Annotated in this window: 26 protein-coding genes; 13 read left to right on the top strand and 13 right to left on the bottom strand. The window is 61.3% G+C overall.

Translation table 11 applies throughout. The features are described 5' to 3' along the window. Positions 1-96: 96 nt before the first annotated feature. The gene (locus GA0061101_RS09345) at positions 97-987 is read right to left on the bottom strand and encodes an amino acid ABC transporter substrate-binding protein (protein WP_037199998.1); all 891 of its coding nucleotides are present in this window, start codon (positions 985-987) and stop codon (positions 97-99) included. Between the two features lie 147 nt (positions 988-1,134). After that, positions 1,135-1,998: a haloalkane dehalogenase gene (locus GA0061101_RS09340; protein WP_092573524.1), complete on the bottom strand. Its 864-nt coding sequence runs from the start codon at positions 1,996-1,998 to the stop codon at positions 1,135-1,137. Between the two features lie 77 nt (positions 1,999-2,075). On the opposite strand from GA0061101_RS09340, the gene GA0061101_RS09335 reads away from it, so the two are divergent. Together GA0061101_RS09335 and GA0061101_RS09330 are read left to right on the top strand one after the other, a co-directional pair. Beyond that, positions 2,076-2,558, top strand: coding sequence for a MarR family winged helix-turn-helix transcriptional regulator (locus GA0061101_RS09335; protein WP_092573523.1), 483 nt, complete (start codon positions 2,076-2,078; stop codon positions 2,556-2,558). A gap of 127 nt (positions 2,559-2,685) precedes the next feature. Then, complete coding sequence (locus GA0061101_RS09330; RefSeq protein ID WP_092573522.1) at positions 2,686-3,372, top strand: isochorismatase family protein; 687 nt, start codon at positions 2,686-2,688, stop codon at positions 3,370-3,372. A gap of 63 nt (positions 3,373-3,435) precedes the next feature. Here the strand turns inward: GA0061101_RS09330 and GA0061101_RS09325 are convergent, their stop codons facing one another. Then, the gene (locus tag GA0061101_RS09325; protein WP_092573521.1) at positions 3,436-4,173 is read right to left on the bottom strand and encodes a dienelactone hydrolase family protein; all 738 of its coding nucleotides are present in this window, start codon (positions 4,171-4,173) and stop codon (positions 3,436-3,438) included. A gap of 216 nt (positions 4,174-4,389) precedes the next feature. Here GA0061101_RS09325 and GA0061101_RS09320 point away from each other — a divergent pair, with 216 nt between their 5' ends. Continuing rightward, positions 4,390-5,919, top strand: coding sequence for a S10 family peptidase (locus GA0061101_RS09320; protein WP_092573520.1), 1,530 nt, complete (start codon positions 4,390-4,392; stop codon positions 5,917-5,919). Between the two features lie 96 nt (positions 5,920-6,015). Here GA0061101_RS09320 and GA0061101_RS09315 read toward each other — a convergent pair whose 3' ends face one another. Next, positions 6,016-7,530 carry a mechanosensitive ion channel family protein gene (locus GA0061101_RS09315; protein WP_037200009.1) on the bottom strand — a complete coding sequence of 505 codons (1,515 nt, stop codon included), beginning with the start codon at positions 7,528-7,530 and terminating at the stop codon, positions 6,016-6,018. A gap of 257 nt (positions 7,531-7,787) precedes the next feature. Here GA0061101_RS09315 and GA0061101_RS09310 point away from each other — a divergent pair, with 257 nt between their 5' ends. Further along, a complete protein-coding gene (locus GA0061101_RS09310) occupies positions 7,788-9,374 on the top strand; it encodes an aldehyde dehydrogenase (NADP(+)) (RefSeq protein WP_037200010.1) in 1,587 nt (528 codons plus the stop codon). Positions 9,375-9,568: 194 nt separating this feature from the next. Here GA0061101_RS09310 and GA0061101_RS09305 read toward each other — a convergent pair whose 3' ends face one another. Next, on the bottom strand, positions 9,569-10,489 hold the full coding sequence (locus GA0061101_RS09305) for a 3-hydroxyacyl-CoA dehydrogenase (RefSeq protein ID WP_092573519.1): 921 nt from the start codon (positions 10,487-10,489) through the stop codon (positions 9,569-9,571). 250 nt (positions 10,490-10,739) lie between these two features. Here GA0061101_RS09305 and GA0061101_RS09300 point away from each other — a divergent pair, with 250 nt between their 5' ends. Then, positions 10,740-11,723, top strand: coding sequence for a LacI family DNA-binding transcriptional regulator (locus GA0061101_RS09300; protein ID WP_047555413.1), 984 nt, complete (start codon positions 10,740-10,742; stop codon positions 11,721-11,723). 69 nt (positions 11,724-11,792) lie between these two features. On the opposite strand, the gene GA0061101_RS09295 is transcribed toward GA0061101_RS09300, so the two are convergent. The 5 genes from GA0061101_RS09295 to GA0061101_RS09275 are packed head-to-tail and all read right to left on the bottom strand — an operon-like array spanning position 11,793 to position 16,829. After that, entirely contained in the window at positions 11,793-13,058 is a 1,266-nt protein-coding gene (locus GA0061101_RS09295; protein WP_092573518.1) for an ABC transporter substrate-binding protein, read from the bottom strand. 25 nt (positions 13,059-13,083) lie between these two features. Then, entirely contained in the window at positions 13,084-13,920 is an 837-nt protein-coding gene (locus GA0061101_RS09290) for a carbohydrate ABC transporter permease (RefSeq protein WP_092573517.1), read from the bottom strand. Further along, positions 13,917-14,840, bottom strand: a complete 924-nt coding sequence (locus GA0061101_RS09285; protein WP_092573516.1) for a carbohydrate ABC transporter permease — start codon at positions 14,838-14,840, stop codon at positions 13,917-13,919. Before GA0061101_RS09285 ends, GA0061101_RS09290 begins: the two co-directional genes overlap by 4 nt. After that, positions 14,833-15,996, bottom strand: coding sequence for an ABC transporter ATP-binding protein (locus GA0061101_RS09280; protein WP_047555087.1), 1,164 nt, complete (start codon positions 15,994-15,996; stop codon positions 14,833-14,835). The genes GA0061101_RS09285 and GA0061101_RS09280 overlap by 8 nt, the downstream gene beginning before the upstream one ends. Then, entirely contained in the window at positions 15,993-16,829 is an 837-nt protein-coding gene (locus GA0061101_RS09275) for a metallophosphoesterase family protein (protein WP_092573515.1), read from the bottom strand. Before GA0061101_RS09275 ends, GA0061101_RS09280 begins: the two co-directional genes overlap by 4 nt. A gap of 235 nt (positions 16,830-17,064) precedes the next feature. Here GA0061101_RS09275 and GA0061101_RS09270 point away from each other — a divergent pair, with 235 nt between their 5' ends. The 6 genes from GA0061101_RS09270 to GA0061101_RS09245 all read left to right on the top strand — a co-directional run bounded on the left by GA0061101_RS09270 (position 17,065) and on the right by GA0061101_RS09245 (position 21,304). Further along, positions 17,065-17,274 (top strand): SlyX family protein, encoded by a 210-nt coding sequence (locus GA0061101_RS09270; RefSeq protein WP_047555093.1) that lies wholly within the window; start codon positions 17,065-17,067, stop codon positions 17,272-17,274. A gap of 121 nt (positions 17,275-17,395) precedes the next feature. Next, positions 17,396-18,148, top strand: a complete 753-nt coding sequence (gene msrA / locus GA0061101_RS09265; RefSeq protein ID WP_092573514.1) for a peptide-methionine (S)-S-oxide reductase MsrA — start codon at positions 17,396-17,398, stop codon at positions 18,146-18,148. Between the two features lie 132 nt (positions 18,149-18,280). Then, the gene (locus tag GA0061101_RS09260; protein ID WP_092573513.1) at positions 18,281-19,204 is read left to right on the top strand and encodes a bestrophin family protein; all 924 of its coding nucleotides are present in this window, start codon (positions 18,281-18,283) and stop codon (positions 19,202-19,204) included. Between the two features lie 64 nt (positions 19,205-19,268). Further along, positions 19,269-19,808, top strand: coding sequence for a sigma-70 family RNA polymerase sigma factor (locus GA0061101_RS09255; protein WP_037200026.1), 540 nt, complete (start codon positions 19,269-19,271; stop codon positions 19,806-19,808). Continuing rightward, a complete protein-coding gene (locus GA0061101_RS09250) occupies positions 19,795-20,565 on the top strand; it encodes an anti-sigma factor family protein (protein ID WP_037200028.1) in 771 nt (256 codons plus the stop codon). Before GA0061101_RS09255 ends, GA0061101_RS09250 begins: the two co-directional genes overlap by 14 nt. Positions 20,566-20,587: 22 nt before the next feature. Continuing rightward, on the top strand, positions 20,588-21,304 hold the full coding sequence (locus tag GA0061101_RS09245) for a Bax inhibitor-1/YccA family protein (RefSeq protein WP_037200031.1): 717 nt from the start codon (positions 20,588-20,590) through the stop codon (positions 21,302-21,304). Positions 21,305-21,528: 224 nt separating this feature from the next. Here GA0061101_RS09245 and GA0061101_RS09240 read toward each other — a convergent pair. The 3 genes from GA0061101_RS09240 to GA0061101_RS09230 all read right to left on the bottom strand — a co-directional run bounded on the left by GA0061101_RS09240 (position 21,529) and on the right by GA0061101_RS09230 (position 24,652). Then, a protein-coding gene (locus tag GA0061101_RS09240) for an IS630 family transposase (RefSeq protein ID WP_092573512.1) occupies positions 21,529-22,477 on the bottom strand; the annotation gives its coding sequence in 2 pieces (ribosomal slippage) (positions 21,529-22,140 and positions 22,142-22,477; 948 coding nt in all). Between the two features lie 200 nt (positions 22,478-22,677). After that, positions 22,678-23,826, bottom strand: coding sequence for a galactonate dehydratase (gene dgoD, locus GA0061101_RS09235; protein ID WP_037200032.1), 1,149 nt, complete (start codon positions 23,824-23,826; stop codon positions 22,678-22,680). A gap of 31 nt (positions 23,827-23,857) precedes the next feature. Then, positions 23,858-24,652, bottom strand: coding sequence for a FadR/GntR family transcriptional regulator (locus GA0061101_RS09230; RefSeq protein WP_092573511.1), 795 nt, complete (start codon positions 24,650-24,652; stop codon positions 23,858-23,860). Between the two features lie 375 nt (positions 24,653-25,027). Here GA0061101_RS09230 and GA0061101_RS09225 point away from each other — a divergent pair, with 375 nt between their 5' ends. Together GA0061101_RS09225 and GA0061101_RS09220 are read left to right on the top strand one after the other, a co-directional pair. Continuing rightward, the gene (locus GA0061101_RS09225; RefSeq protein WP_034483104.1) at positions 25,028-25,459 is read left to right on the top strand and encodes an OsmC family protein; all 432 of its coding nucleotides are present in this window, start codon (positions 25,028-25,030) and stop codon (positions 25,457-25,459) included. A 115-nt stretch (positions 25,460-25,574) separates the two neighbouring features. Continuing rightward, a complete protein-coding gene (locus tag GA0061101_RS09220; RefSeq protein WP_047555120.1) occupies positions 25,575-26,054 on the top strand; it encodes a hypothetical protein in 480 nt (159 codons plus the stop codon). Positions 26,055-26,103 lie beyond the last annotated feature (49 nt).

Here is a 26,103-nt window from a genome sequence, read left to right as displayed (position 1 = left end):
GACGACCGCGACGCCGTTCAGCTTGGGAAGCGGGGGATTTCGTTGTCATGATCATGGCCAATGATGTCGCAAAGGCGACGGCATACCCCCACTGCATTATTGCGGGATGGATTGCATCATGATCTCACGGCGCAAAATCGGGCCTTCGTCGCCGAAATAGGTCGTCAGCAGCTTTGGGAAATCATCCGATTGGTAGACGTCCGTCAGGGTCTGATCCACGAGCAGGCGAAAGGCTGAGTCATCCTGCTTGAGCGCAATTCCGTAGGGCTCGTGCGTGAACAGGCGATTGCCGATCGCGAGCGCCGAAGGATTGCGGGCACGCGATGCAAGATCGAAGAGCAGTGCGCGATCTGCGAAATAGGCATCAATCTTGTGGCCTTCGAGAGCGGCGAGGCCATCCTGATGCGTGGCAAAATCGGCAATCCGCGTTTTCGGCACATCGGAGCCCAGCGCTTCGCGCAGCGTCGCGCCCGTCGTCGTGTCGGAACGGACGCCGATCGTGCTTGTCGCCGGCGCTTGCTTGCTGGAGGCGAGCGTCGGGCGCTTGTCGAGGAAGAGCATCATCAGATAGTCGGGCGAATCCTTGCGCAACAGGGCGCTCGCACCCGTCAGGAAGATCGGCTGCGAGAAATCGACGCTCTGGCGTCTGGCAAGATTGATAGTCAAGGCGCCGCAGAGAAGGTCGACCCGGCCGTCCTTCACCGCGTTGAAGCCATCGGCCAGGGTGGTTTCGACGTAATCGCGCTTCAGGTTCGTTACCTTGCGCCCGACCGCGTCGGCGATTTTGCCGCAGAGGTCAACGGCGTATCCCGTGGGACTGCCATCCTTCTTCTTGGAGGAGAACGGGGCTTCGTCGTTGATGTAGCCGATGCGGATCGTGCCTTTTTGCGCGACAAGATCGAGTGTCTGCGCGGCTGCCGCCGCATAGGCAGAAATACCGAGGGCAACGCCTGCGAGAATCCATCGTCTCATGCAATTCGCCGGCATGGTCCTGATCTCCGAAAGAATGGTGGCGATCGCAAAGGCTTACCGCAGATTATGATCTGACGGAGGTTTGTCAACGGCGGATTGTCTCCGGCACTTTTCCGGTCGAACAAGGGTGATGGACGCACCCTTGTTTGCAAAGCCCGGCCTCTATCGAGACAGGTCGTGGCGGTCGATCCAGCCGGAAATGGCCGCGGCGATCGCCTCCGGCTGGTCTTCGGGTGCGATGTGTCTGGCCGGACCGGAATTCTCGACCTCCAGATTGGCCACGTTGGCACGACACCAGGCTGTCATCGCCTCGCCGATCAGCAGGGTTTCCGCCGGGCCGTCGAAGGTCAGCAACAGCTTGGGGATATCTGTGCTTTCCGTCAGCCAGACATCATAGGCTTCGATCCGTGCGACGACATCGGCCGGCTCGCCTTCGATCGGCATCGCGCGCGGCCAGGCAAGCAAAGGCCGTCGGCTTTCGCGCGTCGGGTAGGGTGCGCGGTAGACGGCGTGGTCATCGGCGCTCAGGCCGTTGAGAACCGTGGCCTTCAGCGCCTGCTCGATAAAGAAATTCTCGTCCAGAACCTTCGTTTCACCTGTGCCCGGCGGGCGCAGCGCTTCATAGCGAGGGCGTGCGTTCGGGAGATCGTCCCAGGTCATCGGCCTCATGATCGTTTCCATGAAGGCGATACCACGCACGCGTTCGGGATGGCGGGCAGCCCAGTCGAAGGCGAGGGCGCCACCCCAGTCATGGCCGACCAGCACGACGCCGTCGAGCGCCAGCGCGTCGAACCAGGCGTCGAGATAGCGGGCATGATCGTCAAAACTGTAAGCAATATCGGGCTTGCCGGAGCGGCCCATGCCGATGAGATCGGGCGCAAGACGGCGGGCCGGCGCAGCTATGGCAGGCACGATATGCCGCCAGAGATGGGACGAGGTGGGATTGCCATGCAGAAATACCAAAGGCGTTCCCGTTCCTGCATCCTCGTAGAAGATCGTCGAGTCCAGCACGTTGAGCACGGGCATGCGGGGTATCCTCTCTCGAAAGGAAATGGTAAGGTACCTGTCTATCTATCATAATAGTCAGGGGCCTGTCTATATTCATGGAAAATTGCGTTCCCACACGTCTGTCTTTGGGTCTGCTGCTGCGGCTCGTGCATCAGCATTGGACACAGGATGTCGAAGCCGCACTTGAAGAAGCCGGCTTCGACGATATCCGCCCGCCACATGCCAATGTCTTCACTTTCGCCCGCCCGGAGGGAATTCAGGTGAGCGAACTCACAAAGCTCGCCCATGTCCGCAAGCAGACGATGACGCAGGCGGTGGAAGAGCTCGAGCGCCTGGGTTACGTCGAACGCCGGCCGGATCCCAACGACCGGCGTGCGCGGCTGGTTTTCCTCACCGAGCGCGGCAAAGGCGTGCGGCCGGTCGCGATGGCCACCGGCCGCCTGGTGGACCAGCGTTGGTCCGATATGGCCGGGACGAAAGAGATCGAGGGGATCAAGCAAGCTTTGCAGGCCTTGCTTGAAAAGCTGCGCAGCGGCGATGGAAATGCCGCCGAGCCGATAGACGAGGCCGGCACCTAAGCTGCCGCTGCCATCATTGGTGGTCGGCTCGATATCACGAAGAGTTTCGTTACCCCGGCGCGATTTCTGGCCTATCTATTTTGCATCATCGTCAACCAATGGGAACGCGATGCAGGAGAGGAATTTGATGCGACAGGTAAGCGGTACGATGCGGAAAGCGTGCTTTGTTTTCGGCGCCGGTCTGGCAGTCCTTTGCGCGGTCGTAAGCCCCGTGATTACCTCGCCGGCGGCGGCGCAGACGATCATCGACGATTGGCACAACGTAAAGCCGCCGGCACCGCCGCAATTGAAGCCGGTTACGGTGGACCTCAAGACGACCGCGTTGCTGATCCTCGATTTCAACGGCGCGCAGGACCCGACCAAGGGACCATGCAACAAGAACACCAAGCCGCGGTGCCTTGCTTCCGTGCCGAAGGTCAAAACCCTGCTCGACCAGGCGCGTGCCAAGGAAATGCTTGTCGTCTTCAGCCTGGCTGGCGCCGGCGAGCCGCAGGATATCGCCACGGCTCTGGCGCCGCTGGCAAGCGAGCCGATCGTCAAGTCCGGTGCCGACAAGTTCATCGGCACCAATCTGCGCAGTATCCTGGCCGACAAGGGCATCAAGACGGTCATCGTCACCGGCACGGCCTCGGAAGGCGCGGTGCTCGATACCGCGACGGATGCCGCTTTGAACGGCATGAACATCATCCTGCCCGTCGATGGCATGTCCTCCACCGAGCTCTATGGCGAGCAGTATGTGGCTTGGCATATGGTCAACGCACCGGGTGTCGCGCAGAAGACGACGCTGACCAGCATCGATATGATCAAGTTCTGATCCGGTAACGACTCGATGGAAACATCCCGCGTTCCAATGCGATAGCGGGATGTCGGTTCGGCTTTACCTAGGCCAGACTTCGTCGAACAGGTTCAGAAGGCGCTTCCAGTGCCTTTCGGCGCCGGTCTCGTCGTAAACGCCATGGTGGTCGGGCACGGTCCATCCATGCGCCATGCCGATATAGTTTTCGATGATGTGGTCGACGCCACCGGTGCGGAGCGCCTCGGCAAGGCGGGCGGATTGTTCCGGCGGAAAGCTGTTGTCGACGCCCGCAACGCCGACATAGACGCGCGCCTTGATATCGGCCGCAAGGCGGTGCGGGCTGTCTTCCGCGTCGCTGGCGAGATTGCCGCCGTGAAAGCTGGCCGCCGCTGCGATGCGGTCGGAATAGGTCGCAGCAGCGGTCAGCGCGCGGCCTCCACCCATGCAGTATCCGACCGTGCCGACCGGGCCTTTCGCCCCGGCGGCTGATAGGGCATCGAGAAAGGCGGCGCTGTCGCGCTTGGTCATTTCCTGTGTCGTTCCGCGCAGCATCGTCATGATCGTTTCACGAGATGCCGGATTGCCGAAGGCACTGCCGTCGAAGGGGCCATAAGCGCCGAAGCGGTAGAAGAGATCGGGAAGCAGCACGATGTGGCCGGCATCGGCGAGGCGCTGCGCCATGCTGTCAAGGGAGGAGCGCGGACCCATGGCATCCATGTAGAAGATCACGCCATGTTCGGCCGGAGCGCCATTGTCGGGGCGGAAGAGGGCGGCTTTGACGACCCCGTCGGCCGTCTTGATGTCGACGTCTTGTTTCATCCTCGTATCCCTTGCGATCCCTGTTGTCTGTTTGTCTTCCCCGCGCGGCGGGCACTTTGGCAAATGGCCGACAGGCGCTCAATAGCATTCCTTGCCGAAAGTGATACGACCGGCGGATCGCCGATCAACATCTCTTGAGTTTCCGTATCCGTCCGCCATGACATAGTATCGCCGGCAACCGCGGTTATGTGCCGGACCTTTGGAGGATAAGTTTCGATGTCTTTTCGCCAGATGGTTCCCGGCTTGATACTGGCCTTCTCGTTGATATCGACGCCTGCCTTTGCCGCGCCGCCGGAGCAGGCTCGTGGTGAGCCGGGTGGTGGTGGCGTCCTCTCGCTCCTGCCGCCCGACGCGGTGAGCGACCACGTGTTGGATGCCGACGGCAAGAGCATGGCCTATATGGCGACGGCTGGAACGCTCGATCTCTTCGGTCAGGACGGTCAGCGCAGTGCGGCGATCTTCTATACCGCCTATGTCGCGAAAAACCGGGATGCAGGTCGGCCCATCACCTTCGTATTCAACGGCGGGCCAGGGGCAGCATCCGCCTTTCTCAATCTCGGGCTTGTCGGACCGCGTATCCTCGATTTCGGGCCTGATGGCCGTGATGGCGCCAATGCCAAGCTGGTCGACAATCCGCAGAGCTGGCTCAATTTCACCGATCTTGTGCTGATCGATCCGATCGGCACGGGTTGGAGCCGGGCGGTGAAGCCGGATGACCAGAATGAATTCTACACGGTCGAAAGCGATGCCGAAAGCCTTGCCAAGGCGATCGCCCTTTACGTCGCCCATAACGGTCGCGCCGCGTCGCCGAAGTATATTCTTGGCGAAAGCTATGGAGGATTTCGCTCGGTCAAGGTCGCCAACAGCCTACGCGAGGATCAAGGTATCCTGATCTCCGGCATCGTCATGCTTTCGCCCTTGCTCGAGGGCCGGCTGGTCTTTGGCGGCGGCGACGATGCGCTTAGTGCTGCCCTGGAGCTGCCCTCGCTGGCAGCCGCCCAGCTCGAGCGGCAGAATGCTTTCAGCGACAAGGCGGTTCAAGATGCCCAGGCTTTTGCTCTGAACGAATATCTGCCTGTTCTTGCCGGGCCGCCGCCCTCCGGCGATGCCGGCCGGGCCTTGTATGGTCGGGTCGCAAAACTGACGGGCATCCCCGAGGATGTCGTTGCCAAGAACCAGGGTTTTCTCGGTAGCGTCTATCGGAAACATTCCGACGGCGATGGTGCGGAGGTGGCGAGTGCCTACGATGCTTCCTTCCTGGCGCCCGACCCCTATCCTCAGTCCGACGCCGAGCATGGCGGCGACCCGATCCTTGACGGTTTCGTCCGCGCCTATGGCGGTGCGTTTTCGAGCTATGCGCGTGATGAGTTGGGCTTTCACACCGATATGACCTACACGCTGCTGTCGACATCGGTGAACAGGCAGTGGAAATGGGGTGGGCGAAACGACGGCGGCTCGCGCCTCAGCGCCGGCGTCACCGACGATCTCAAGGAACTGCTGTCGCTGTCATCGTCCTTCCGCCTCATGGTGGGGCAGGGCTACAGCGACCTCGTCATTCCCTTTGGCGTCAACAAATATGTGCTCGACCACATGCCATCGGCCTTTGCCGATCGCGTGGCGCTGAAACTCTACCGCGGCGGTCATATGTTCTACACCCGGCCGACATCACGCGAGCAGTTCACGACGGATGCCAAGGCGTTCTTTGCCACGCAGCCTCCCGCCGCGCCGGCCGTGAAATCGAACTAAGTAATTCCAGGAAAAGTGTGCAGCGGTTTTCCGTCCGAAATTGAGCAACAACAATAGCATAGAGCGGTGAGGCGGTTCCGTGAACGCTTCATCGCTCTAGTCGTGCTGCTGCAACTGAAAGAGATGCTTGATGCGCGAGCTCAGCGAACTGACGGGAGCGCCGTTGACCAGGATATCGGTGTTGGCGAACAGATGGCGTTCGGCCTCGATGCGCTTCGCCATGATGGCGCCCAGCTCTTCGGCGAGGGCGGGTCTGTCATGCAAGAGCGGCGACAGGCAGTCCTCGCCGATTTCATAGGTGACGACAAAGGTCAGGGCGCGGACCGTCCCGACTTCGCCTGTTCCCATCAACAGGCCGTTTTCGCCGAAATAATCGCCAGGCGCGAGCCGCGTCAGCTCGATCTGCCGATGCCCCTCGCGGCGGGTGATGCTGACGACGCCCGATCGCACGATCGTCAGCGCGCGAAGCTGTGCGTCCTGTTCGGCGATGACCGCATCCTTGCGATAAGTGCGGCGCTGCATGTGCGATGCCAGATGCTCTTTTTCGTCCTCGGTCAACGATGAGAACAGCGGGATGTTGCTGACCAGCCGCCATGGCGTTCCGGGAGCGTGCTGCTGCTCGCCCGATGCTTCTGCCTTGTGTTCCGCCGGAATGACGATCGTATCGGAAGGGCCGGCGAGTTTCAGGCCCGCCGCCTTCGAATGGCGGTAAAGGAGGTCGTAGATCTCGTTCTTTGCGGCCATCGTCTGCGATATATCGCGCACGCGGAACGTCAGCTGTAGTTCGATTGCCTGTCCGTCGACGGAATTGATGGCGACGCTGGGTTCGGGGGTCTTCTGGATCGAGTTGCAACTGATCAGCACGCTTTGCATCACATCGACGACGACGCTTGGCAGGGTGGTCGGCTGAACGCGTACGGTGACGGTGGCGCCGTGGCTCTCGTCGGGCGAGGAGAGATTGGTCAGCCGCGTTTTGGCAAGGACGCTGTTCGGGATGACGACCAGATCGTTGGTGCCGTTCAGCAGCTGCGTGGCCCGCCAGTTGGTTTCCACGACACGGCCTTGAATATCGTTTTCGAGGACGATCCAGTCGCCGACGGAATAGGGCCGCCCGAGATTGAGCGCGATGCCGGAGAAGACATCGCTCAACGTGCTCTGCAATGCCAGGCCGAGAATGATGGCGAACACGCCGGAGGTGGCGATCAGCGTGCCCACCGGAACGCTGAAGACGTCGGCGACAATGGAAAGAATGGCGCCGAGATAGATGACGCCGACGATCAGATCCTGCAGCAGCCGGCCCTCGCGCGGCTTGCGCTCGAAGATGAGGAACAGGCGCACGCAGGCGATCAGCACCCAGGCACCGTTGATCCACCAGATGATCTTGGCGAAGCCGGTGAAGGTGCGCAGCGACACCGACACCTGCGGCGGGCTCGGCTCGTAGGGTATGATGCCGTGATAGAGCAGAAGCACGGTCAGGCAGACGAAAAAGATAGCCTGGCCTATCAGCCGCCCGGCGCGCTGATGGCGCAGCATGACACGGCTGACGAATGTGCCGATGACCACCAGGATGCAGAACTGGACGATCGGATCATCGAGAAGTGCAAGAGACATGGGGGTTTGGCCGCACTCAATCTATCGGATGGGCGCTAAATTGGCATGAAAGAGTTTACAATGCCATATAGCGACGAACTGCGACATCTTCGATGCAGCCAAGCCAAGTCTTCGGTGCAAGTGTCCCGACGGACTTGATCCCGCGACCGAAGCCTTGATAATTGGATGACGATTATCATCTTACATCTGTCATCCCGTCCTGCTATCAGCCTTCGACGGCGCACCTCCCGGCGCTTCGACATCATCAAGGAATACCCATGACACAGTCTTTTGTGATTAGCGGCGATTTGCTGATCGGCGCAGAGTCGACCGGCGACAACAGAACCGCGCATGCCATCAACCCGGCGACCGGCGCAAATCTCGAGCCGGCTTTTGCGATTGCGAGCGAGGCCGACGTGGCAAGGGCCTGCGAATTGGCCGGCCAGGCTTTCGACGTCTACCGCGCGACCAGCCCGGAGGAACGGGCGGCATTTCTCGAAAAGATCGCTGACAATATCATCGATATCGGCGATGCGCTGATCGAGCGGGCAACGGAAGAGACCGGACTGCCGGTGGCACGTCTGCAGGGCGAGCGCGCCCGCACAGTCGGCCAGCTTCGGCTGTTTGCGCAGGTGGTTCGTTCCGGCGAATGGCTCGATCTGCGCGTCGACCCGGCATTGCCGGAGCGCAAGCCGTTGCCGCGGCCCGATCTGCGCCTGCGTCAGATCCCGCTCGGCCCCGTCGCCGTCTTCGGCGCCAGCAATTTCCCGCTCGCCTTCTCGGTCGCCGGGGGTGATACCGCGTCCGCGCTTGCTGCTGGGTGCCCGGTCGTCGTCAAGGGGCATCTCGCCCATCCGGGCACGGGCGAGCTTGTGGGACGCGCCATCCGCGCTGCCGTTGCGGCCTGCGGCCTGCCTGAAGGGACTTTCTCGCTGCTGACGGGCGCCAACGAAACAGGCGCGGCGCTGGTGCGCGATCCGCGTATCAAGGCTGTCGGCTTCACCGGCTCGCGCGGCGGCGGTCTGGCGCTCGGCGCCATCGCCGCGGCCCGGCCGGAGCCGATTCCTGTTTATGCCGAGATGAGCAGCGTCAATCCCGTCTTCCTCTTTCCGGCGGCGCTTGCGGCGCGCGCCGAAGCGATCGGCACGGGCTTTATCGAATCCCTGACGCTCGGCGCCGGCCAATTCTGCACCAATCCCGGCTTGCTCTTCGCCATCGATGGCCCCGATCTCGATCGCTTTATCGAGGCTGCCAGCGCGGTACTGACCGGTCGCGCGCCGGCGCCGATGCTGACGCCGGGCATTCACGCCGCCTTCGACAAGGGCGTGGCTGCGCTCGCGGAGCATGAGGCGGTCAAGACCGTCGCTCATGGCGCACCGGCCGAGGGAGTCAACCGCAGCCCCGGCATCTTCTTCGAGACCGATGTCGAGCCTTTCCTTGCCGACGAGCGGCTCGGGCATGAGGTCTTCGGCGCGGCGGGCCTGCTGGTGCGCTGCAAGGACATCGACCAGATGATTGCGGTTGCCGAAAAGCTTGAGGGCCAGCTGACCGCCACGTTGCAGATCGAGGCTGGCGACCATGCCGTCGCCGCAAAGCTGCTGCCGGTGCTGGAGCGCAAGGCCGGACGCATTCTCGCCAACGGCTGGCCGACGGGCGTGGAAGTCTCCCATGCCATGGTACATGGCGGACCGTTCCCGGCAACATCGGACAGCCGCACGACGTCGGTCGGCACGCTCGCCATCCGTCGCTTCCTGCGTCCGGTATCCTATCAGGATCTGCCGGAAGGGATGTTGCCGGCCGAACTGAGGGATGAAGGCATCAAGACGCTGCCGCATCTGCTGGATGGCGTGCGCAAGGCACATTGAAGGCTGGAGAGCCCTCATCCGGCCTGTCGGCCACCTTCTCCCCGCTAGCGGGGAGAAGGGGATAGTCGCTCACCCAGCCTTCCATTCAGCTACCTGTTGGACGAGGGTACAGAGATCGTTGCCTCTCCCCGTCAAAACGGGGAGAGGGCTAGGGTATGAGAGGCAATCCCGCGACCCGGAGCCGATTGGAAATCTCAAACCACCGCGTAGACAATCCCGGTGAACGAACCCGCGTGGTGAAGCAGTTCGCGTTCGCCCGAGCCGTCGAGGCTCGCCGAATAGAGATTGCCGCCGATATCGGAGAAGAACATGCGATTGTTCGGCAGGTCGAGCGACAGGCCGATGCCTTCGTCCAGTCCTTCCAGGACGACTTCGGATGTTGCCGCGATGTCGTCCATGCTGGCGCGGTTGACGGTATTCCCACGTGGGAGATTGCCGCGGTCGGTCCAGTAGATTGTGCGGGTGGCGAGATCGAGTTCGAGGTCGATCGGTTCCGGCAGCTTGTCGAGCAGGGTCTCAATATCGCTGCGTCTCGTTGCCGTCTCGTCTTCGGGAATGTCGATGCTGGCGCGGAGGATGCGGCCGAGGCCGGCGTCCGGCGGCCCCTTCTGCGTCCAGTAGATCTGCCCGAGCGGCAGGTCGAGGGCGATGCCCACGCACCAGCGTTCGATATCGGCACTGTCCTGCGGACTGTCGCCGTTCTGCACCAGGGTTTCGATGTCGGAGCCGTCGATGTTGGCGCGCATGACACGCATGCCCTCGCGGTCGCACCAGTAGAGCGTGCCGTTGTCGTGGTCGATCTGGATCTGCTTCGGCGTGACCAGCGTGCTGCCCGGCGGGATCAGGGTGACATGGTTGCTGCCGTCGAGATTAATGCGCTCGATCGAGCCGTCATGGGCGTTGTAGTCGGTGCCCATTTCCGTCCAGTAGAGCCAGCCGTTCTCGCTGTCGACGAGAATGCCGTCCGGACTGCGGCCCGGGCGCTGGATGATCAGCTTGAGGTCGGTTCCGTCGATGGCGGAGGATAGAATTCGGCCGTCGTTGATATCGAGGAAAAACAGCCGTTCGGTCTTTTCTCTGGGGGCGGCAGGCGTCCGTGCTTCTGCTTCAGACATGAGAGCATCCTTTCAAAGGGTCGGATCTGCGGATCACAGCGGCAATCATGGCATCGGTTGATGACAGCATCATTCGCGCCGTGATCCGTTGAAGATCTGTTGCGCCGCAGCAAAGATCAAGGGCGCAGATGTCACGGCTGTATCGGACGAGCGTCAAATAACTGTCATCGATTTGATATAAATCCCCGCCATTCCCTATGGGCGATGTCAGCCTCGATGCTGAAATCCGAAGCCGAAGGTGCTTGATATCTTGTCGACGCTCCAGCAGGTCGCTTTTCGTGCCGGTTGTTCGGTTGCGACCGCCAGCCGGGTGCTGAACCGCAACGGTCCCGTCAGCGATGAGATGGTGCGTCGGGTGCGTCGGGCGGCGGCGGAGCTCGGTTATCGCGCCGGCGGCCGCGCCGGCAATCGACGGCCGGCGATCGGCGTGCTCATTCCCAGCATCACCAATCCGGTGTTCGCGGCGTCGTTGTCGAGCATTCAGAACCGGGCTCTTCACGCAGGTCACAGCGTGCTGATCGCGCAATCGAATTACGATCCGGCACAGGAGGCGGATGCCGTCGCATCATTGCTCCAGCAGCAGCCGACCGGCCTCATCCTCACGGTCTGCGATCCCGAACGCAGCCCGGCTCTGTCTTCCGCCCTGCCGCCGACCGTGCTGCTTGGCAATCTGCCGACCGCCCGCTTCACCGCCGCCGTCGCGACCGACAATTTTGGCGCCGGCCGGGATCTGACGGATCATCTCCTGCAGAAGGGGCATCGGCGCATCCTGTTCATCTCAGGCCATTTTTCCGCATCGGATCGGGCAAAGTTGCGCTATCTCGGCTATCTCAAGGCGATGGAGTCCGCAGGTCTACAGCCTCTCGACGCCCTGGAGATTTCCTTCATCAGCAGCCTGGGGCAGCTCGATCTCTCGGACGTTGTTTCGCAGTTTTGCCCGACGGCGATCATCGCCTCCAACGATCTTCTGGCGCTCGGGGTTATGGGTGCGCTGCGGCGTCAGGGCCTTTCGATCCCACGTGATATCTCCGTCGCCGGTTTCGATGGCATTTCCCTCGGCCTGCTGACGGAGGTTTCGCTGACGACAGTGGAGATACCGGATGGGACAATGGGGGCGGCGGCGGCTTCGCTGCTGCTCGACATGGCGGAGAATGCCGCACCGGCGCGACATCTGACCGTTCCCTACCGGTTGCGGCCGGGCGGAACCGTGCGCAATCTCGCCATTCAATCCTGACGGATCTCTGCACATGAAAACGCCGCCTCCCAAAGAGAGGCGGCGCGGATTTCAAACCCGATCCGGCAATCAGCTGCGCGGCAGCATGCCTTCGACGTCGGAAGCTGCATCTTCAAGCGCTTCCTTCGGCGCGGCCGAGCCATCGACGATGCGCGACAGGTTGTCGACGATGGTCTGCGTGACCTTGACACCATTGGCGCCGGGGAAGGCATACCAGGGGATCATGACCGACATCTGGCTGAGGCCGGCCTGGAACAGCGGGTTCTTCTTGTAGAAGTCGCCGAGATAGTTGGCCGATTTGGCGGCAAGTTCGTTGTTCGGAACGTAGCCGGTGCCGGGAACGACGACGGACGCGCCGTAGGGGCCGGCGGCGAACTTGGCGAACTTCCAGGCGGCCTCTTCCTTCACCGGATCATGCGTCAGGATGACGACGGCGTTACCGCCTGTGGGGAGGCGGCCGTTGACCGGATCGATCAGCGGGATCTTGGCCGTGCGCAGGTCGAACTTGGTGCCGACGTTCTTGATCGTGTTGACCAGTGCGCCGGTGGTCTGGAATTCGAAGCCGACCTTGCCCGCAGCGAAAGCCTGTTCGCCGGCGGCCTTGGTGAAGACCGGCATGCCGCCTTCCTTGACGAAGCGCTGGATCAGTTCGACGGCCTTCTGTCCCTCAGGACCGTTGAAGGCGACCTTGCTTTCGTCGTCGCTCAGCATCTTGCCGCCGGCGCCGAAGAGCAGGGCGGAGAACATCCAGTCGTCGCCCTGCCAGCGGAAGTCCATGCCGTCGACGCCGTTGCCAAGCGCCTTGATCTTGCCGGCGAGCGTGATGACTTCGTCCCAGGTCTTCGGAGGGTTGTTCGGGTCGCCGCCGGCGGCCTTCACCAGGTCGGCATTGTAGTACATGATCGGGTTCGACGTCGCGAAGGCGAGGCCGACCTGCTTGCCCTTGACCTGGGCGAGCTTCAGGATCGTGTCGGAGAAGCCCTGCTCGGCCATGTTGCCGTCTTTCTTGACGAGCGGCCCGAGATCGACGGCGACATTGCGCTCGTCCATCATGCGCAGGCGGTTGAGGCCGATGAAGGTGACATCGGGCATTTCGCTCGTGCCGGCCTGGCGAAGAATGGTCTGGATGCCTTCCTCATAGGTGGCCGAGGGAGCGGCGAACTGGATCTTGATATCGGGATTTTCTTCCATGAACTTCTTCGAGATCGTGTCCATCACGTTCTTGAAGAAGCCGGGCATGGGGTAGTGAACCGTCAAGGTTGTCTCGGCATAGGCCGGGACCGACACGACCATCGAAATGGCCGCGGCGGCGAGAATCTGGGTGATATGCTTCATCGCTCGTTCTCCTGTTTCGAACCGGTCAGCCTTTGAGACCGGTCATGGTGATGCCCTCGACGAAACGCTTCTGTGCAAGCAGGAATGCGACGACGAGGGGAAGGGTGATGATCAGGGTTGCCGCCATGAGCGCGCCGTAGTCGTCGCCGGCTTCGGCGGCGCGGAAATACATGAGGCCCAGCGGCGGCGTGGCGTAGTCCTGCTTGCTGATGACGATCAGCGGCCAGTAGAGGTCGTTCCAGTGCGCGACGACCGAGAAGATCGCGAAGGCTGTTACCGCCGGCCAGGCATTCGGCACGATGACGCGGGCGACGATGCCGAGTTCCGACATGCCGTCGAGGCGGGCGGCGTGGATGAGATCATCGGGCATGGCGCGGAAGAACTGCAGGAACATGAAGATCGCGAAGACCGAGATCGAGAAGGGCGCGACCAGGGCAGTATAGCTGTTCAGCAGTGACAGGCTGTTGAAGCCGACATAGAGCGGCAGCGCGGTCGCGTGGATCGGGATCAGCAGCCCGAGCATGACCAGCACCATCATCATGCGCGCAGCCGGGAATTTCAGCTTGGCCATGGCATAGGCGCAGGGAATGGCGATCAGCACCTGGAAGAAGAAGATCAGGCCGCAGACGAGGACGCCGTTGAACAGCAGCCTGCCCATATCAACCTTGCTCAGCGCCTTGGCGACATTCTCGATATAGAAGAAATGCGTCGGGATCAGCCGCAGCGCCGAGGTGAAGATGTCGTCCTGCGCCTTGCCGGCGGTCGAGATCATGAAAATGTAGGGCGCAAGAAAGACGAGCGAGCCGAGGATCAGCAAGGAGAGGCGCAGGATGCGGCCGGGAGTGAAGCCTGTCGAGGTCATGTGTAATGCACCTGCCGGTCTTGGACGCGATATTGCAGGAAGGTCAGCACGACGAGAATGGCGAGAAAGACCGTCGTCATCGCCGAGGCATAGCCGACCCTGAGGTAGACGAAGCCTTCCTGGTAGATGGTGAAGAGCAGCACCTCCGAGGCATGGTTCGGGCCGCCCTCGGTCAGCGCCTTGACGGTGTCGAAAACCTTGACCGCGTTGATGATGCTGATGGTCGTGACGAAAAGCGTGGTCGGTCCGAGCATCGGCCAGGTGACGAGCCAGAAGCGGTCCCACGCCGATTTCGCGCCATCCACTTCGGCTGCGGCATAAAGTTCACGCGGGATGGCTGTGAGACCGGCGAGAAACAGCACCATGTTGAAGCCGACCGACTGCCAGACGCCGATGATCGACAGGCTGTAGAGGGCGGTTGCCGAAGAGCCGAGCCAGTTCGGGCCGCGCACCCCGATCTCGGCGAGAAGAGCGTTGATCGGGCCGATTGTGGGATGGAAGAGGTACTGCCAGACGGTCGCCATCGCGACGATCAGCGAAGCCACGGGCAGGAAGTAGGCTGTGCGGAAAAAGCTGCGGCCGATACTTTCGCTTTCGATCAGTAGCGCGACGCCGAGGCCGAGCACGATCGAGATGGGAGCGACGATGGCCATATAGACCGTCGTGTTCCAGAGCGACTTCATAAAGGCGCGATCCTTCAGCAGATGCGCGTAGTTCTCGAAGGCGACGAAGCGCAGGCTCTTGTCGCCGAGCTGGAAATCCGTGAAGCCGAGGACGACGACGGCAACGATCGGCACCAGGATGAACAGCACGATCAGGATGATGGCTGGCAGCGCGAAGAGGAGGGCGGTGCGGGCTTCGCTGCGTTCGCGCGCCGCCGCCGTCTGCATCGGCAGGGAAGTGGCGGCAATGCTAGCCATGCGCCTTCTCCCTGGCGGTGTCGACGGTCGCGGGAACGGTGCGCAGGCGGCGTCCGTCCTCGGCGAAGACCATGGCCTGTTCCGGGGCAAGCGTCAGCGCCACGGGCATGCCGGCGGAGAGCCCCGCGGCCTCTGCGGGTGTAAGCTTGACGATCATCGTTTCGCCGATGGCATCGAGCTTGGCATAGAGAATGACCTCGGAGCCGAGGAATTCCATGCGCTCGATATGGGCGGCAAGCGCATCCTGCCGTCCCTGCGTGAGGCTCACGAATTCCGGCCGGATGCCGAGCGTTACATTCTTGCCGGCAAAGCTGCCGTCTTCGAGTGCGAGCCGGATGCCGCCGAAGGCGACGAAGCCGTTTTCGGCGAGCGCCGGCAAAAGGTTGATGCGCGGCTGGCCGACGAAACGAGCGACTTCGACATGGCTCGGATCGTCATAGATCACCTGCGGCGAGGCCAGCTGCAGCAACTGCCCGCCGATCATCACGGCGACGCGGTCGGCCATGGAAAGTGCCTCGGCCTGGTCGTGCGTGACATAGACAGTCGGCACGCCGGCACGGCGATGCAGATCGACGATCTCGCCGCGGGCATGGACGCGCAGATTGGCATCGAGATTGGAAAGCGGCTCGTCCATCAGGAAGACGCTGGGGCGGCGCACCATGGCGCGGGCAAGCGCCACGCGCTGGCGCTGGCCGCCGGACATCTGACCGGGCTTGCGGTCGAGCAGATGGTCGATCTTCAGCGAAACGGCCATTTCGCGGACGTCGCGGATGATGGCGCGGCGGGTGCTGCGCTGGCCGGGGATCAGCGAGCCGATAAAGGGCAGGCGCTGGACGCGGGTCAGGCGGCGCATGGCAAGCGGCACGGCGATGTTTTCAGATGCGGTCAGATGCGGGTAGAGCGCGTAGGACTGGAAGACCATGGCGATGTTACGGTCGGCGGCTGCGACGCCGGAGACGTCGGTGCCGCCAAGAACGATCTCGCCGCTGTCGGCATGCTCAAGTCCTGCCAGGATGCGCAGCAGCGTGCTCTTGCCGCAGCCGGAAGGACCGACGAGGGCGATGAATTCGCCTGGTTCGACGTCGAGATCGACACCTTTAAGGATGGCGTTGCCGCCGAAGGATTTGGCGATGCCGCGAAGCGAAAGGGCGCTCATTCGGTCGCCTCCTTCTGAAGCTTCGGGGCGGCCTGCGGATAGACCTCCATGACGACGTCATCGAGGAAGTAGGCGGTCATGCCCGATACTGCGACGAGCTCCGTCGATACGCTCTCGCCAAGGTCATGAATGGCGGCGCCGACAAGCCGCTCCCCGGGCATCTCGCGTTCCATCTTGTCGAGGATGAAGGCGGCAGGAGGCGCCCAGACGAGGGCCGTATCGTTGAAGCGGCCTTCCCAGGTCCAGTGCAGGTGACCGCTGCCGAGCAGGGCGACGTCGTGGGCTGCTATCAGATCATACAGTCGGCGGCGCTGCGCCGGGCGTACGCTCCAATAGCCGGTATCGCCCTCGTCGGGTGCGTCGACGAAGAGCGGCTTGTGGGCGAAGAGCGCCACGCGGCGACCATCACGGCTTTCCAGCTTCTCCTGCAGCCATTCGAACTGCTTGTTCTCCTCGGCATCCTCGAAGCCCATCAGCAGGCTGTTGAGCCCGATCAGCCGCCAATTGTCGACGTCCTTCGCCCAGTAATCCGGGCCGACGAGGCGGCGCCAGCGCTCCAGCCGTTCCGGGTTGACGGGCTGATACGATCCCGGCAGATGGCCAACATCGTGATTGCCGGGCACGATCAGCATCGGCACGGAGATCTGGCGCATCAGGTCCATGGAAAAGGTAAGGTCTTCGTCCTTGTCGGCGCCGTCGACGCTGAGATCGCCGGTGTGGACGACAAGATCGGCGCCGCTCGCCTCGATCCATTTTGCCAGCGGCTCCCAATTGCCGTTGAAATGCGGCTTGGTTGGGCTCAAATGGGTGTCGGTGATCTGGATGATCTTCAAGGCGCGTCTCCCGAGTCTTCAGAAGCAATGCGCCAGCGAGGGGATTCCCTTCAAAACAGGCGCGTCTCTGCGCACTCTTTAGAAGGCCCCCATGTCAGTTGAGTAACGGGTCTTTTCACATGTTTTTCAGTTTTGTCACATCACCGTCAAACAACGTCATCGCTGGCCTTGTGGCGAATTGTGACCTGTACGTGATGGGTTCGGTGATATAGATCGCTGCCGAAGGGGATTGGACATGTCAGACGAGCAGAGCCGCATCACGACACTCGAGGAGACGGTTGCCTACCAGGCGAAGACCATCGAGGAACTGTCCGACCAGATTGCGGAGCAATGGAAGGTGGTCGAGCAGACCAGGCACAAGCTCGATCGGCTCGCGGAGCGGTTTCTGATGCTGGAGGAGCAGTCGCTCGACGCGCCAGCGATCACCAAGCCGCCGCACTACTGATCAGTTCGGCTGGATCATTCACGTTTCGGTGTTTCACGCGGGCGTGTGTAACAAAAGGCCCCGTCTTCCCGTATCTCCTTATGACCGGAGCGTTTACAATCGCGGTCGAGAGGAGATCGTCATGAAGACTTTATCGACGGACATGATCCGCATTCGCTCAGCGCGTGTCGTCCGTTTCGCCGGCCTCACGGTCGCGGCGGTGCTCGTCGGCGGTATGGCGCTGCAATTTGCCGGCCGCGCTTCGGCCGAGGACGCGCGCGTCATTCCCGCGCCAAGCATGGACGAGAAGGCTGGTTCCGCCAGCACGGAGACGGTCGTGCTTGCCGGCGGCTGCTTCTGGGGCGTGCAGGGCGTGTTCCAGCATGTCAACGGCGTGATCAGCGCCACGTCAGGCTATGCCGGCGGCGGCAAGGATGGCGCGCATTACGAAATGGTGAGCACCGGCGATACCGGCCATGCCGAATCCGTGCGCGTCGTTTTCGATCCGCGCAAGGTCAGCTACGGACATCTGCTGCAGATCTATTTCTCGGTCGCGCATGATCCGACGGAGCTGAATTATCAGGGGCCGGACAGCGGCACGCAGTATCGTTCGGCGATCTTCCCGAGCAGTCAGGAACAGGCTGATATTGCCCGCGCCTATATCGATCAGCTCAATCACGCCAAGGTGTTCGACGCCGCGATCGTCACCCGCATCGAGCCATCTAGGCAATTCTATGCCGCCGAGAGCTATCATCAGGATTTCCTGACGACGCATCCCGACTATCCCTATATCGTCATCAACGACATGCCGAAGATCAAGAATCTGCAGCATCTCTTTCCCAAGGATTATCGCGCTGACCCGGTTCTGGTGACGGCAAGCGCCAGCGCGAACTGACCAGCACTTGGTCGTGTGACCGGCGAGCGATGATCGCCGGTCACGGCCGCATTGCAAGAAAAGCTCGTTACTCGCGGCTCGTCTGGTGTATTGCTGCCTGACACCAGACATATATCGAGAGTGCGTTTCGTCATGATCGTCCGCGACCGGCCGAATCTCTTCCAGCTTTTCTTCATTGTTCGCGGTTCGATCATCCTGCGAATCCTGCCGCAGATCGTCGCCATCTTCCTGCTGTCGGCTTTGATCGTCTGGGGACATGAGGAGCGGCCGAATCTGGTCGTGTCCTTCAACGGATCGTCGCTTTCCCTGCTCGGCATCGCGCTTTCGATTTTCCTCGGCTTTCGCAACAATGCCGCCTACGACCGCTGGTGGGAGGGTCGGCGCGACTGGGGTCAGCTCGTCTATGTCGCCCGCGGCTTTGCCCGTCAGACATTGATCCTTGAAGCGGAAGGTGAGGCTGGTATCGAGGCGCGGAAGACCCTGCTGCGTCTGACCATGGCTTTTGCGCAGGCGCTGGTCTGCCTTCTGCGATCGGGTAGCGACGACAGCAAAGTGTTGCGCCTTCTGACATCGAGCGAGGCCGAGTTCTATCACGCAGCGCAGAACCGGCCGAATCTCATCCTGCGCCTGATCTCAGCCGATCTTGCGCGTCTGAAGGCGAAGGGCGCGATTTCGGATATCCAATATCAGATGCTGGATATCAGCATCGGCCAGATGGGTGCGGTGCAGGCCGCCTGCGAGCGCCTTCGCAATACGCCGCTGCCTTTCGGCTATACGCTGCTTTTGCATCGCACCGCCTATCTCTTCTGCTTCCTGCTGCCCTTCGGCTTCGTCGATACGCTCGGCTGGGGTTCGCCCTTCGTAACGGCTCTCATCGCTTATACTTTCTTCGGTCTCGATGCGCTGGGCGATGAGCTGGAGGATCCCTTCGGCCATCGTCCGAATGCGCTGGCAATCAGCGCCCTTGCCGATACGATCGAGATCAATCTGCGCGAGGCGCTTGGCGAAACCGATCTGCCGCCGCTGCCACAGCCCCAGGATTTCGTGCTGATGTAGGCCGTCAGCAAAAAATTTCGAAAAGCGATGGAATAGAATCCGGAGCGCTTCCGTATATAGGTGTATGGATCGCAAAGGACGCACATTCGATGTTTTGGGGCAGCTCGGTTCGCTGAGACGTTATGCCCGCTCGCTCGTGCGCAATGCGGACGAGGCCGAAGATCTGGTGCATGACGCGCTGGTCAAGGCATATGAGCGCAAGGCGTCCTTCCGTCGCGGCGGCAACCTGCGGACCTGGTTGCTGTCGATCCTGCACAATGTGCATATCGACCGCCTGCGTCAGAAGAAATCGCTGAATCGTCGCCACGAAGAGGCGGCCGCCGAGCTTGAGGTGGCGCTACCGGCGTCGCAGGACCATACGGTCCGCCTGAGCCAGGTGCGCGAGGCCTTTTTCAGTCTGCCTGAGGAACAGCGCGAAGCGCTGCATCTCGTGGCGATCGAAGACCTTTCCTATCAGGAAGCGGCGTCCGCGCTTGGCATTCCTGTCGGCACGCTGATGTCCCGCATCTCAAGGGCCCGGGCGAGCCTGCGCAATTTCGAGGAGGCTACCTCCAAGGTTTCACATCTCAGGCTTATCGAGGGAGGCGGCAATGAAAACGGTTGATCCGATCATCGATACCGATCTCGACGCCTATGTCGATGGCGAGCTGCCGGTCGCGCGCCGTGTCGAGGTCGAATCCTATCTGTCGGAGCATCCCGAGATCGCCGCCAAGGTCATGGCGGATATGAGCATCCGTGGCGAGCTGCGCATGGCGCTGGCCGGTGAGAGCCATGTGCTCAGGGCAGAGACCCGCGAGGCCGCCCGGCGGCTGGAGCGCGGACTGGTCTATGGGCGCATGCTGGCATCTTTCCAGCGCGTGGCCGCCGTTGCCGTATTGGTGGCGACCGGCTGGGTGGCGCATACGTCCTTCGGCGCGTTCACCGCGAGCGAGGTCAATGCGTCCTCACGGCCGCCGGCTTTCATCGATGACGCCGTGCGCGCCTACAAGACGACTGCCGTGCGGGAACAAATCAAGCCGCAATCGGCGGCCGCGAACTACAATCCGGAAGAAATCCGCGCATCGACGGCGATCGTCCTGCCGGAGCTGCCGGGCGACTGGCGCGTCACCGATGCCCAGATCTATCCGTCCGAATTCGGTCCGAGCGTCGAAATGACTGTTGATGCCGGCAGGGACGGACATTTGTCACTTTTCGCCGTTCGCCCGGGGAATTTCGCCGTCAAGGAGGTCAGTCACATCAAGCGTGACGACGTCCAGACTGCCTATTGGCAGATCGGTGAAGTCGCCTATGCGCTGATCGGCGATGGCCAGGCGGCTCAGCTCGACGGCGATGCCGAAAAGCTCGCCCGCAGCCTGTACTAGTTTGAATTAAAGGAGAACGACCATGAACCCGACCAATCCGCGATACGGCTACGGAGCCGCCGCCGGCTCGCAGGCGCTCTTCGACGAGGGTTTGCGCCGGCATATGCTGCGCGTCTACAATTACATGGGTATCGGCCTCGTGCTGACGGGTATCGTCGCGATGGTCGTCGGTACGACGCCGGCCCTCTACGTGCCGATCTTTCAGACGCCGCTGAAGTGGGTCGTCATGCTGGCGCCGCTCGCTTTCGTGTTCTTCTTCTCTTTCCGCATCCAGACCATGTCGGCAAGCACGGCACAGATGATGTTCTGGGCATTCTGTGCGGTCATGGGCCTGTCGCTGGCCTCGGTCTTTCTGGTCTTCACCGGCACGAGCATCGCGCGCACCTTCTTCATCGCCGCAACCATGTTCGGCGCGACCAGCCTCTACGGCTATACGACCAAGCGTGATCTTGCCAACATCGGCTCGTTCCTGATGATGGGTCTGTTCGGCGTGATCATCGCCAGCGTCGTCAATATCTTCCTGGGTTCGAGCGCGCTGCAGTTCGCCATCTCGGTGATCGGTATCGTCGTCTTCGTCGGCCTGACCGCCTGGGACACGCAGAACATCAAGGAACAGTATGCCGAGAACCATGATCAGGAATCGCAGCAGAAGCTCGCCGTCTTCGGTGCCCTGTCGCTCTACCTGAACTTCGTCAACATCTTTCAGCTGCTGCTGAATCTCACCGGTGAACGGGAATAGGTTTGAAATTGCCCGCTTGGGCATGGTCGGATCCGAAAGGCACTCCACCCTTTTGGTGATCATGCTCCGGTAATGCGTCTCCCTGGGGGCTTGTTGAGACGCATGACGCGCCTGCAGTATCTGCGCCGATACTGCAGGCGCAACTTTTTTGAGAGTGGCAAACCGAGTTCGCAGCCATTTTCGCCGCAGCGCGGCAAAGGGGAAAGGTGCCGGGCTAGAGCGTTTCAGGTTTTGACGGAAGCGTATCCAGCGTTGACGAAGTAGTTGTTGCATTCGTTGGGCTCGATTGTTTTGACGAGATGTCCGATGTAGCGCCAGGTGTCATCGATGGTTCGCTTCTGAGCCAGGCGCATCCAGTGCTTGATTTTGGCGAAGGCTTGTTCGATCGGATTGAGGTCGGGAGAATAGGGCGGCAGGTACCAGAGCCGCGCACCAGCATTGCGGATCATCTGACGGATGGCGACCGACTTGTGGGAGCCGAGGTTATCCATCACGACGATGTCGCCGGGTTCAATCACCGGTAGGAGCTGCTGCTCGACATAGGCTCGGAAGCACTGACCGTTGATCGGTCCATCGAATACACAGGGTGCGGTCAGCCGATCGCAGCGCAGCGCGCCGAGAAAGGTCAGGGTGCGCCAGCGGCCATGCGGGGCAAAGCCGCGCAGCCTTTTGCCCCTCGGCCCCCAACCGCGTAACGGTGCCATGTTGGTGCGGATCCACGTTTCGTCGATGAAGACCAGCCGCCTTGGATCGAGACCGGTCTGCCAGGATCGCCAGCGCTGTCGCCGCCGCGCTATGTCGGCACGTGCCTGCTCAAGGGCGAACAGTGTTTTTTTTGAACCGCAGTCCTTCGCGCCGTAGGAACTGCCACACGGTGTCGTGGGATACCTTCACCCCTCGTGCAGCCAACTCTTCCTTCAACGCGTGCAGTGACAGATGCGGCGTCTGGTGGATCCGCTCCGCGATAAACGTCCGGTACGGCTCCAGAACACGCTTGCGATGACCGCCCATCTTCCCGGGCGCGACGGATCCGCTCGAACGATAACGCTGCGACCACTTCACTGCCGAAGATACCGCAATACCGAACCGTGACGCCACCGACCGGCAGCTCTCGCCGGCCGCGATCGCATCAACAACACGCTTACGAAGATCATTTGAAAGAGGTCGAGTCATCAGATGCTGGCCTCCACTCCAGCCAACATCTTGAATCACAAATCAACCGAAAACGGAATCCCTTCCGATTCAGCTAAAAGCAGAAACGCTCTAAGAGAGCACTGTTTAAAGAAAGGGCCTGATGGCGCAAATCTGCTGCCATCAGGCCCTTAGTTATTCCGGATATGAGGTCCTTCGTCCGTCAGGAAAGGACTGTGATCCTACCACTCGGCGACGCTGCCGTCCTCGTGACGCCAGACCGGGTTGCGCCAGCGATGGCCTTCCTTGGCACGCTCGATGACATAGGCCTCGTCCACCTCGATGCCGAGACCCGGTCCCTGCGGGATCGAGACGAAGCCGTCGGCATAGTGGAACACTTCCTTGTTGGAGATATAGTCGAGGATGTCGTTGCCCTTGTTGTAGTGGATGCCGAGGCTCTGTTCCTGGATGAAGGCATTGTAGCTGACGGCATCGACCTGCAGGCAGGCGGCAAGCGCGATCGGACCGAGCGGGCAATGCGGCGCCAGCGCCACGTCATAGGCTTCCGCCATGGCAGCGATCTTGCGGCATTCGGTGATGCCGCCGGCATGAGAGAGGTCGGGCTGGAGAATGTCGACATAGCCGTCCGACAGCACTGATTTGAAGTCCCAGCGTGAAAAGAGCCGCTCGCCGAGCGCGATCGGCGTCGAGCAATGATTGGCGATTTCCTTCAGCGCTTCGCGGTTTTCAGAGAGAACGGGCTCCTCGATGAACAGCAGCTTGTAGGGTTCCAGCTCCTTGGCCAGCACCTTGGCCATCGGCCGATGGACGCGGCCATGGAAGTCGACGCCGATGCCGATATAGGGACCGATCGCCTCGCGGATGGTGGCGATGGTCTCGACAGCTTTTTCGACCTTGTCGTAGGTATCGACGATCTGCATCTCCTCGCAGCCGTTGAGCTTGATCGCCTTGAAGCCGCGGGCGACGACCTCCTTCGCATTGTTGGCGACGTCGGAGGGGCGGTCGCCGCCGATCCAGGAATAGACCTTGATCTTGTCGCGCACCTGGCCGCCGAGCAGCGAATGGATCGGCTGTCCGAGCGCCTTGCCCTTGATGTCCCAGAGCGCCTGGTCGATGCCGGCAATCGCGCTCATGTGGACCGCGCCACCGCGATAGAAGCCGGCGCGGTACATGACGTTCCAGTGGTCCTCGATCAGGAAGGGATCCTTGCCGATCAGATAGTCTTCCAGCTCATGCACGGCTGCCTGCACGGTCAGCGCCCGGCCTTCCACGACAGGCTCGCCCCAGCCGACAATGCCCTCGTCAGTCTCGATCTTCAGGAACATCCAGCGCGGCGGCACAATATACGTCGTCAGTTTCGTGATCTTCATGGGTATGATTCCATTTCGGCTTTGGATGATATCAGCGGTCTGCAGCCGCGGATTTCGGGGTTTCTGGTTTTATTCTCCGGCCATCGTCCAACCGTCGTTCGACGGCAAGATCGCGGGCGGCGAGATCGAGCATGCGATGGGCGCAATTCCGTGCGGCGGCGCCGTTGCGCAGTCGCAGCGCCTCCACCAATTCGCCATGGACCGTGATCGCCTCGTCGCGGCTGTGGGCGGCGACATTCGAGGCATGAAGCGCGTATTTGAGGCCGGCATGCATGGCGCTCGACAGGCGACGGAACACCTGGTTGTGGCTGGCGCTCAGCAGCACCTTGTGAAAGGCTACATCGGCCTCGGTGAAACTTTCCGGATCATTGGCGCTATCGCGCATCTGCCGCCATGCATGGTCGAGGTCGGCAATCTCCTGGGCGGTGGCTCGTTCCGCCGCATATTCGGCGGCGGCGGGCTCGATGGTGCGGCGCGCCTCCAAGATGGATCCGAGAATATCGAATTCGGCGATATGAGGCCCCATCCACTCCAGCACGTCCTGATCGAGGATGTTCCAATCGTCCTTGTCGCAGACGGTGGTGCCGACGCGTGGCTTGCCGCGCACGAGGCCCTTCGATTCCAGCACTTTCAAGGATTCGCGGATGACCGTACGGCTCACACCGAACATACCGCACAGATCGTTTTCGCGCGGCAGGGTCGAGCCCGAGGGATAGCGTTCGGAGCAAATGTCTTCGGCGATCGACGCTGTCACGTTCCTGCGGACGCGCGGGCGGCGCTCGGGCTGGGCTGATGCGCCGTGCTCCTGTCCTTCAAGCGAATCCACCCTATCTCCTCCACACCTGTCGCATGTTGCCCCGTAAACCTCTCGCGACGAGGGACATGCGCGGGGCTTTCATGCGGCCGACATCCGGCCTGCGTTTCGTGCACCCTTCGCGTCGAAGCCAAGATACGCTAATCATCATACATTGGCAATAATATTGTATGATGATTTGAAAACCTTGCGCGATTGTCGGTGGGAACAATCCGCTGTGCCGCGCTTTGTCGAAGACGACGCTGCTCTTGTTATGGCGGCGTCGTCTTCGACGGATAGAAAGACTATGGTGTCCGGGCGGATGGCGTGAATGCCGTTTGCCGTCGGTCATTGCGGGGAGGCGGCGATTCCGCTTCCAAAGCTCATTTCAACGACAAGGAGGACGACATGCAGATCAATCGTACAGGTTCGGCTCAATGGGCCGGCGGTTTGAAGGATGGCAAAGGCCAGATCTCGACGCAGAGCGGCGCGCTCAATCACTACCCTTACGGTTTCGCCAGCCGTTTCGAAGGCGTTGCCGGCACCAATCCGGAAGAGCTGATCGGGGCTGCGCATGCCGGTTGCTTCACCATGGCCCTGTCGCTGATCCTCAACGAGGCCGGTTTCACCGCCGAGAGCATGGAAACGACGGCCAAGGTGACGCTTGAAAGCGTCGAAGGCGGTTTTGCCATTACCGCGATCCATCTGACGCTGACGGGCAAGATTCCAGGCGCCGATGAAGCCACTTTCACCGAGCTTGCCAATAAGGCCAAGGCCGGTTGCCCGGTTTCGAAGGCACTCGCCTCCGTTCCGATTTCGTTGGAAGTCCACGCCGCCTAAGCGGCCATTTCACGGCTTCGCGCCGCGCTGGTTCGCGCGGCGCGTTTCATGTATATTCCGCATTCGCGCATTGGGCTGTCATTTTCACGAAATGCAATACTCAACGGAGGGGCGAATGTCTGGAATTCTCTTAATTCACGTCGTCATAAGTTTGATTGCCATCGTCAGCGGCATTGTCGTTGCCTCTGGTTTTCTCACGGCCAATCGTCACGAGCGATCGACGCTGGTCTATATGGTCACGACCATTCTTACCAGTTTGACGGGTTTTCTGTTTCCGTTTCACACTGTCACGCCGGCAATCATCGTCGGCAGTCTCTGCGTTCTCATTTTCATACCGACCGCGCTGGCGCGCTACAGCTTTCATCTTGCAGGCATCTGGCGTCCCGTCTTCATCATCGGGGCCATGGTGCTTCTCTTTTTCAACTGTCTCGTGCTGATCGTCCAATCGTTCCAGAAGATACCTGTGCTCAATGCACTGGCGCCCAATGGCAACGAGCCGCCGATACTTGCGGCCCAGGCGGCGCTCTTGGTCGTGTGCGTGCTTGTCGGCTTTTTGAGCATCCGCCGCTTCCGCCCGGCGCTTTTGGGCGCCTGATCACGCGTCGATCGTTCCGCGATAAAATGTCGGACACTTCCGACTCCGT

This window comes from Martinezella lusitana, assembly GCF_900094565.1.
Taxonomy (GTDB): Bacteria; Pseudomonadota; Alphaproteobacteria; order Rhizobiales; family Rhizobiaceae; genus Rhizobium; species Rhizobium lusitanum.
This window is presented reverse-complemented; position numbering and strand designations above follow the sequence as displayed.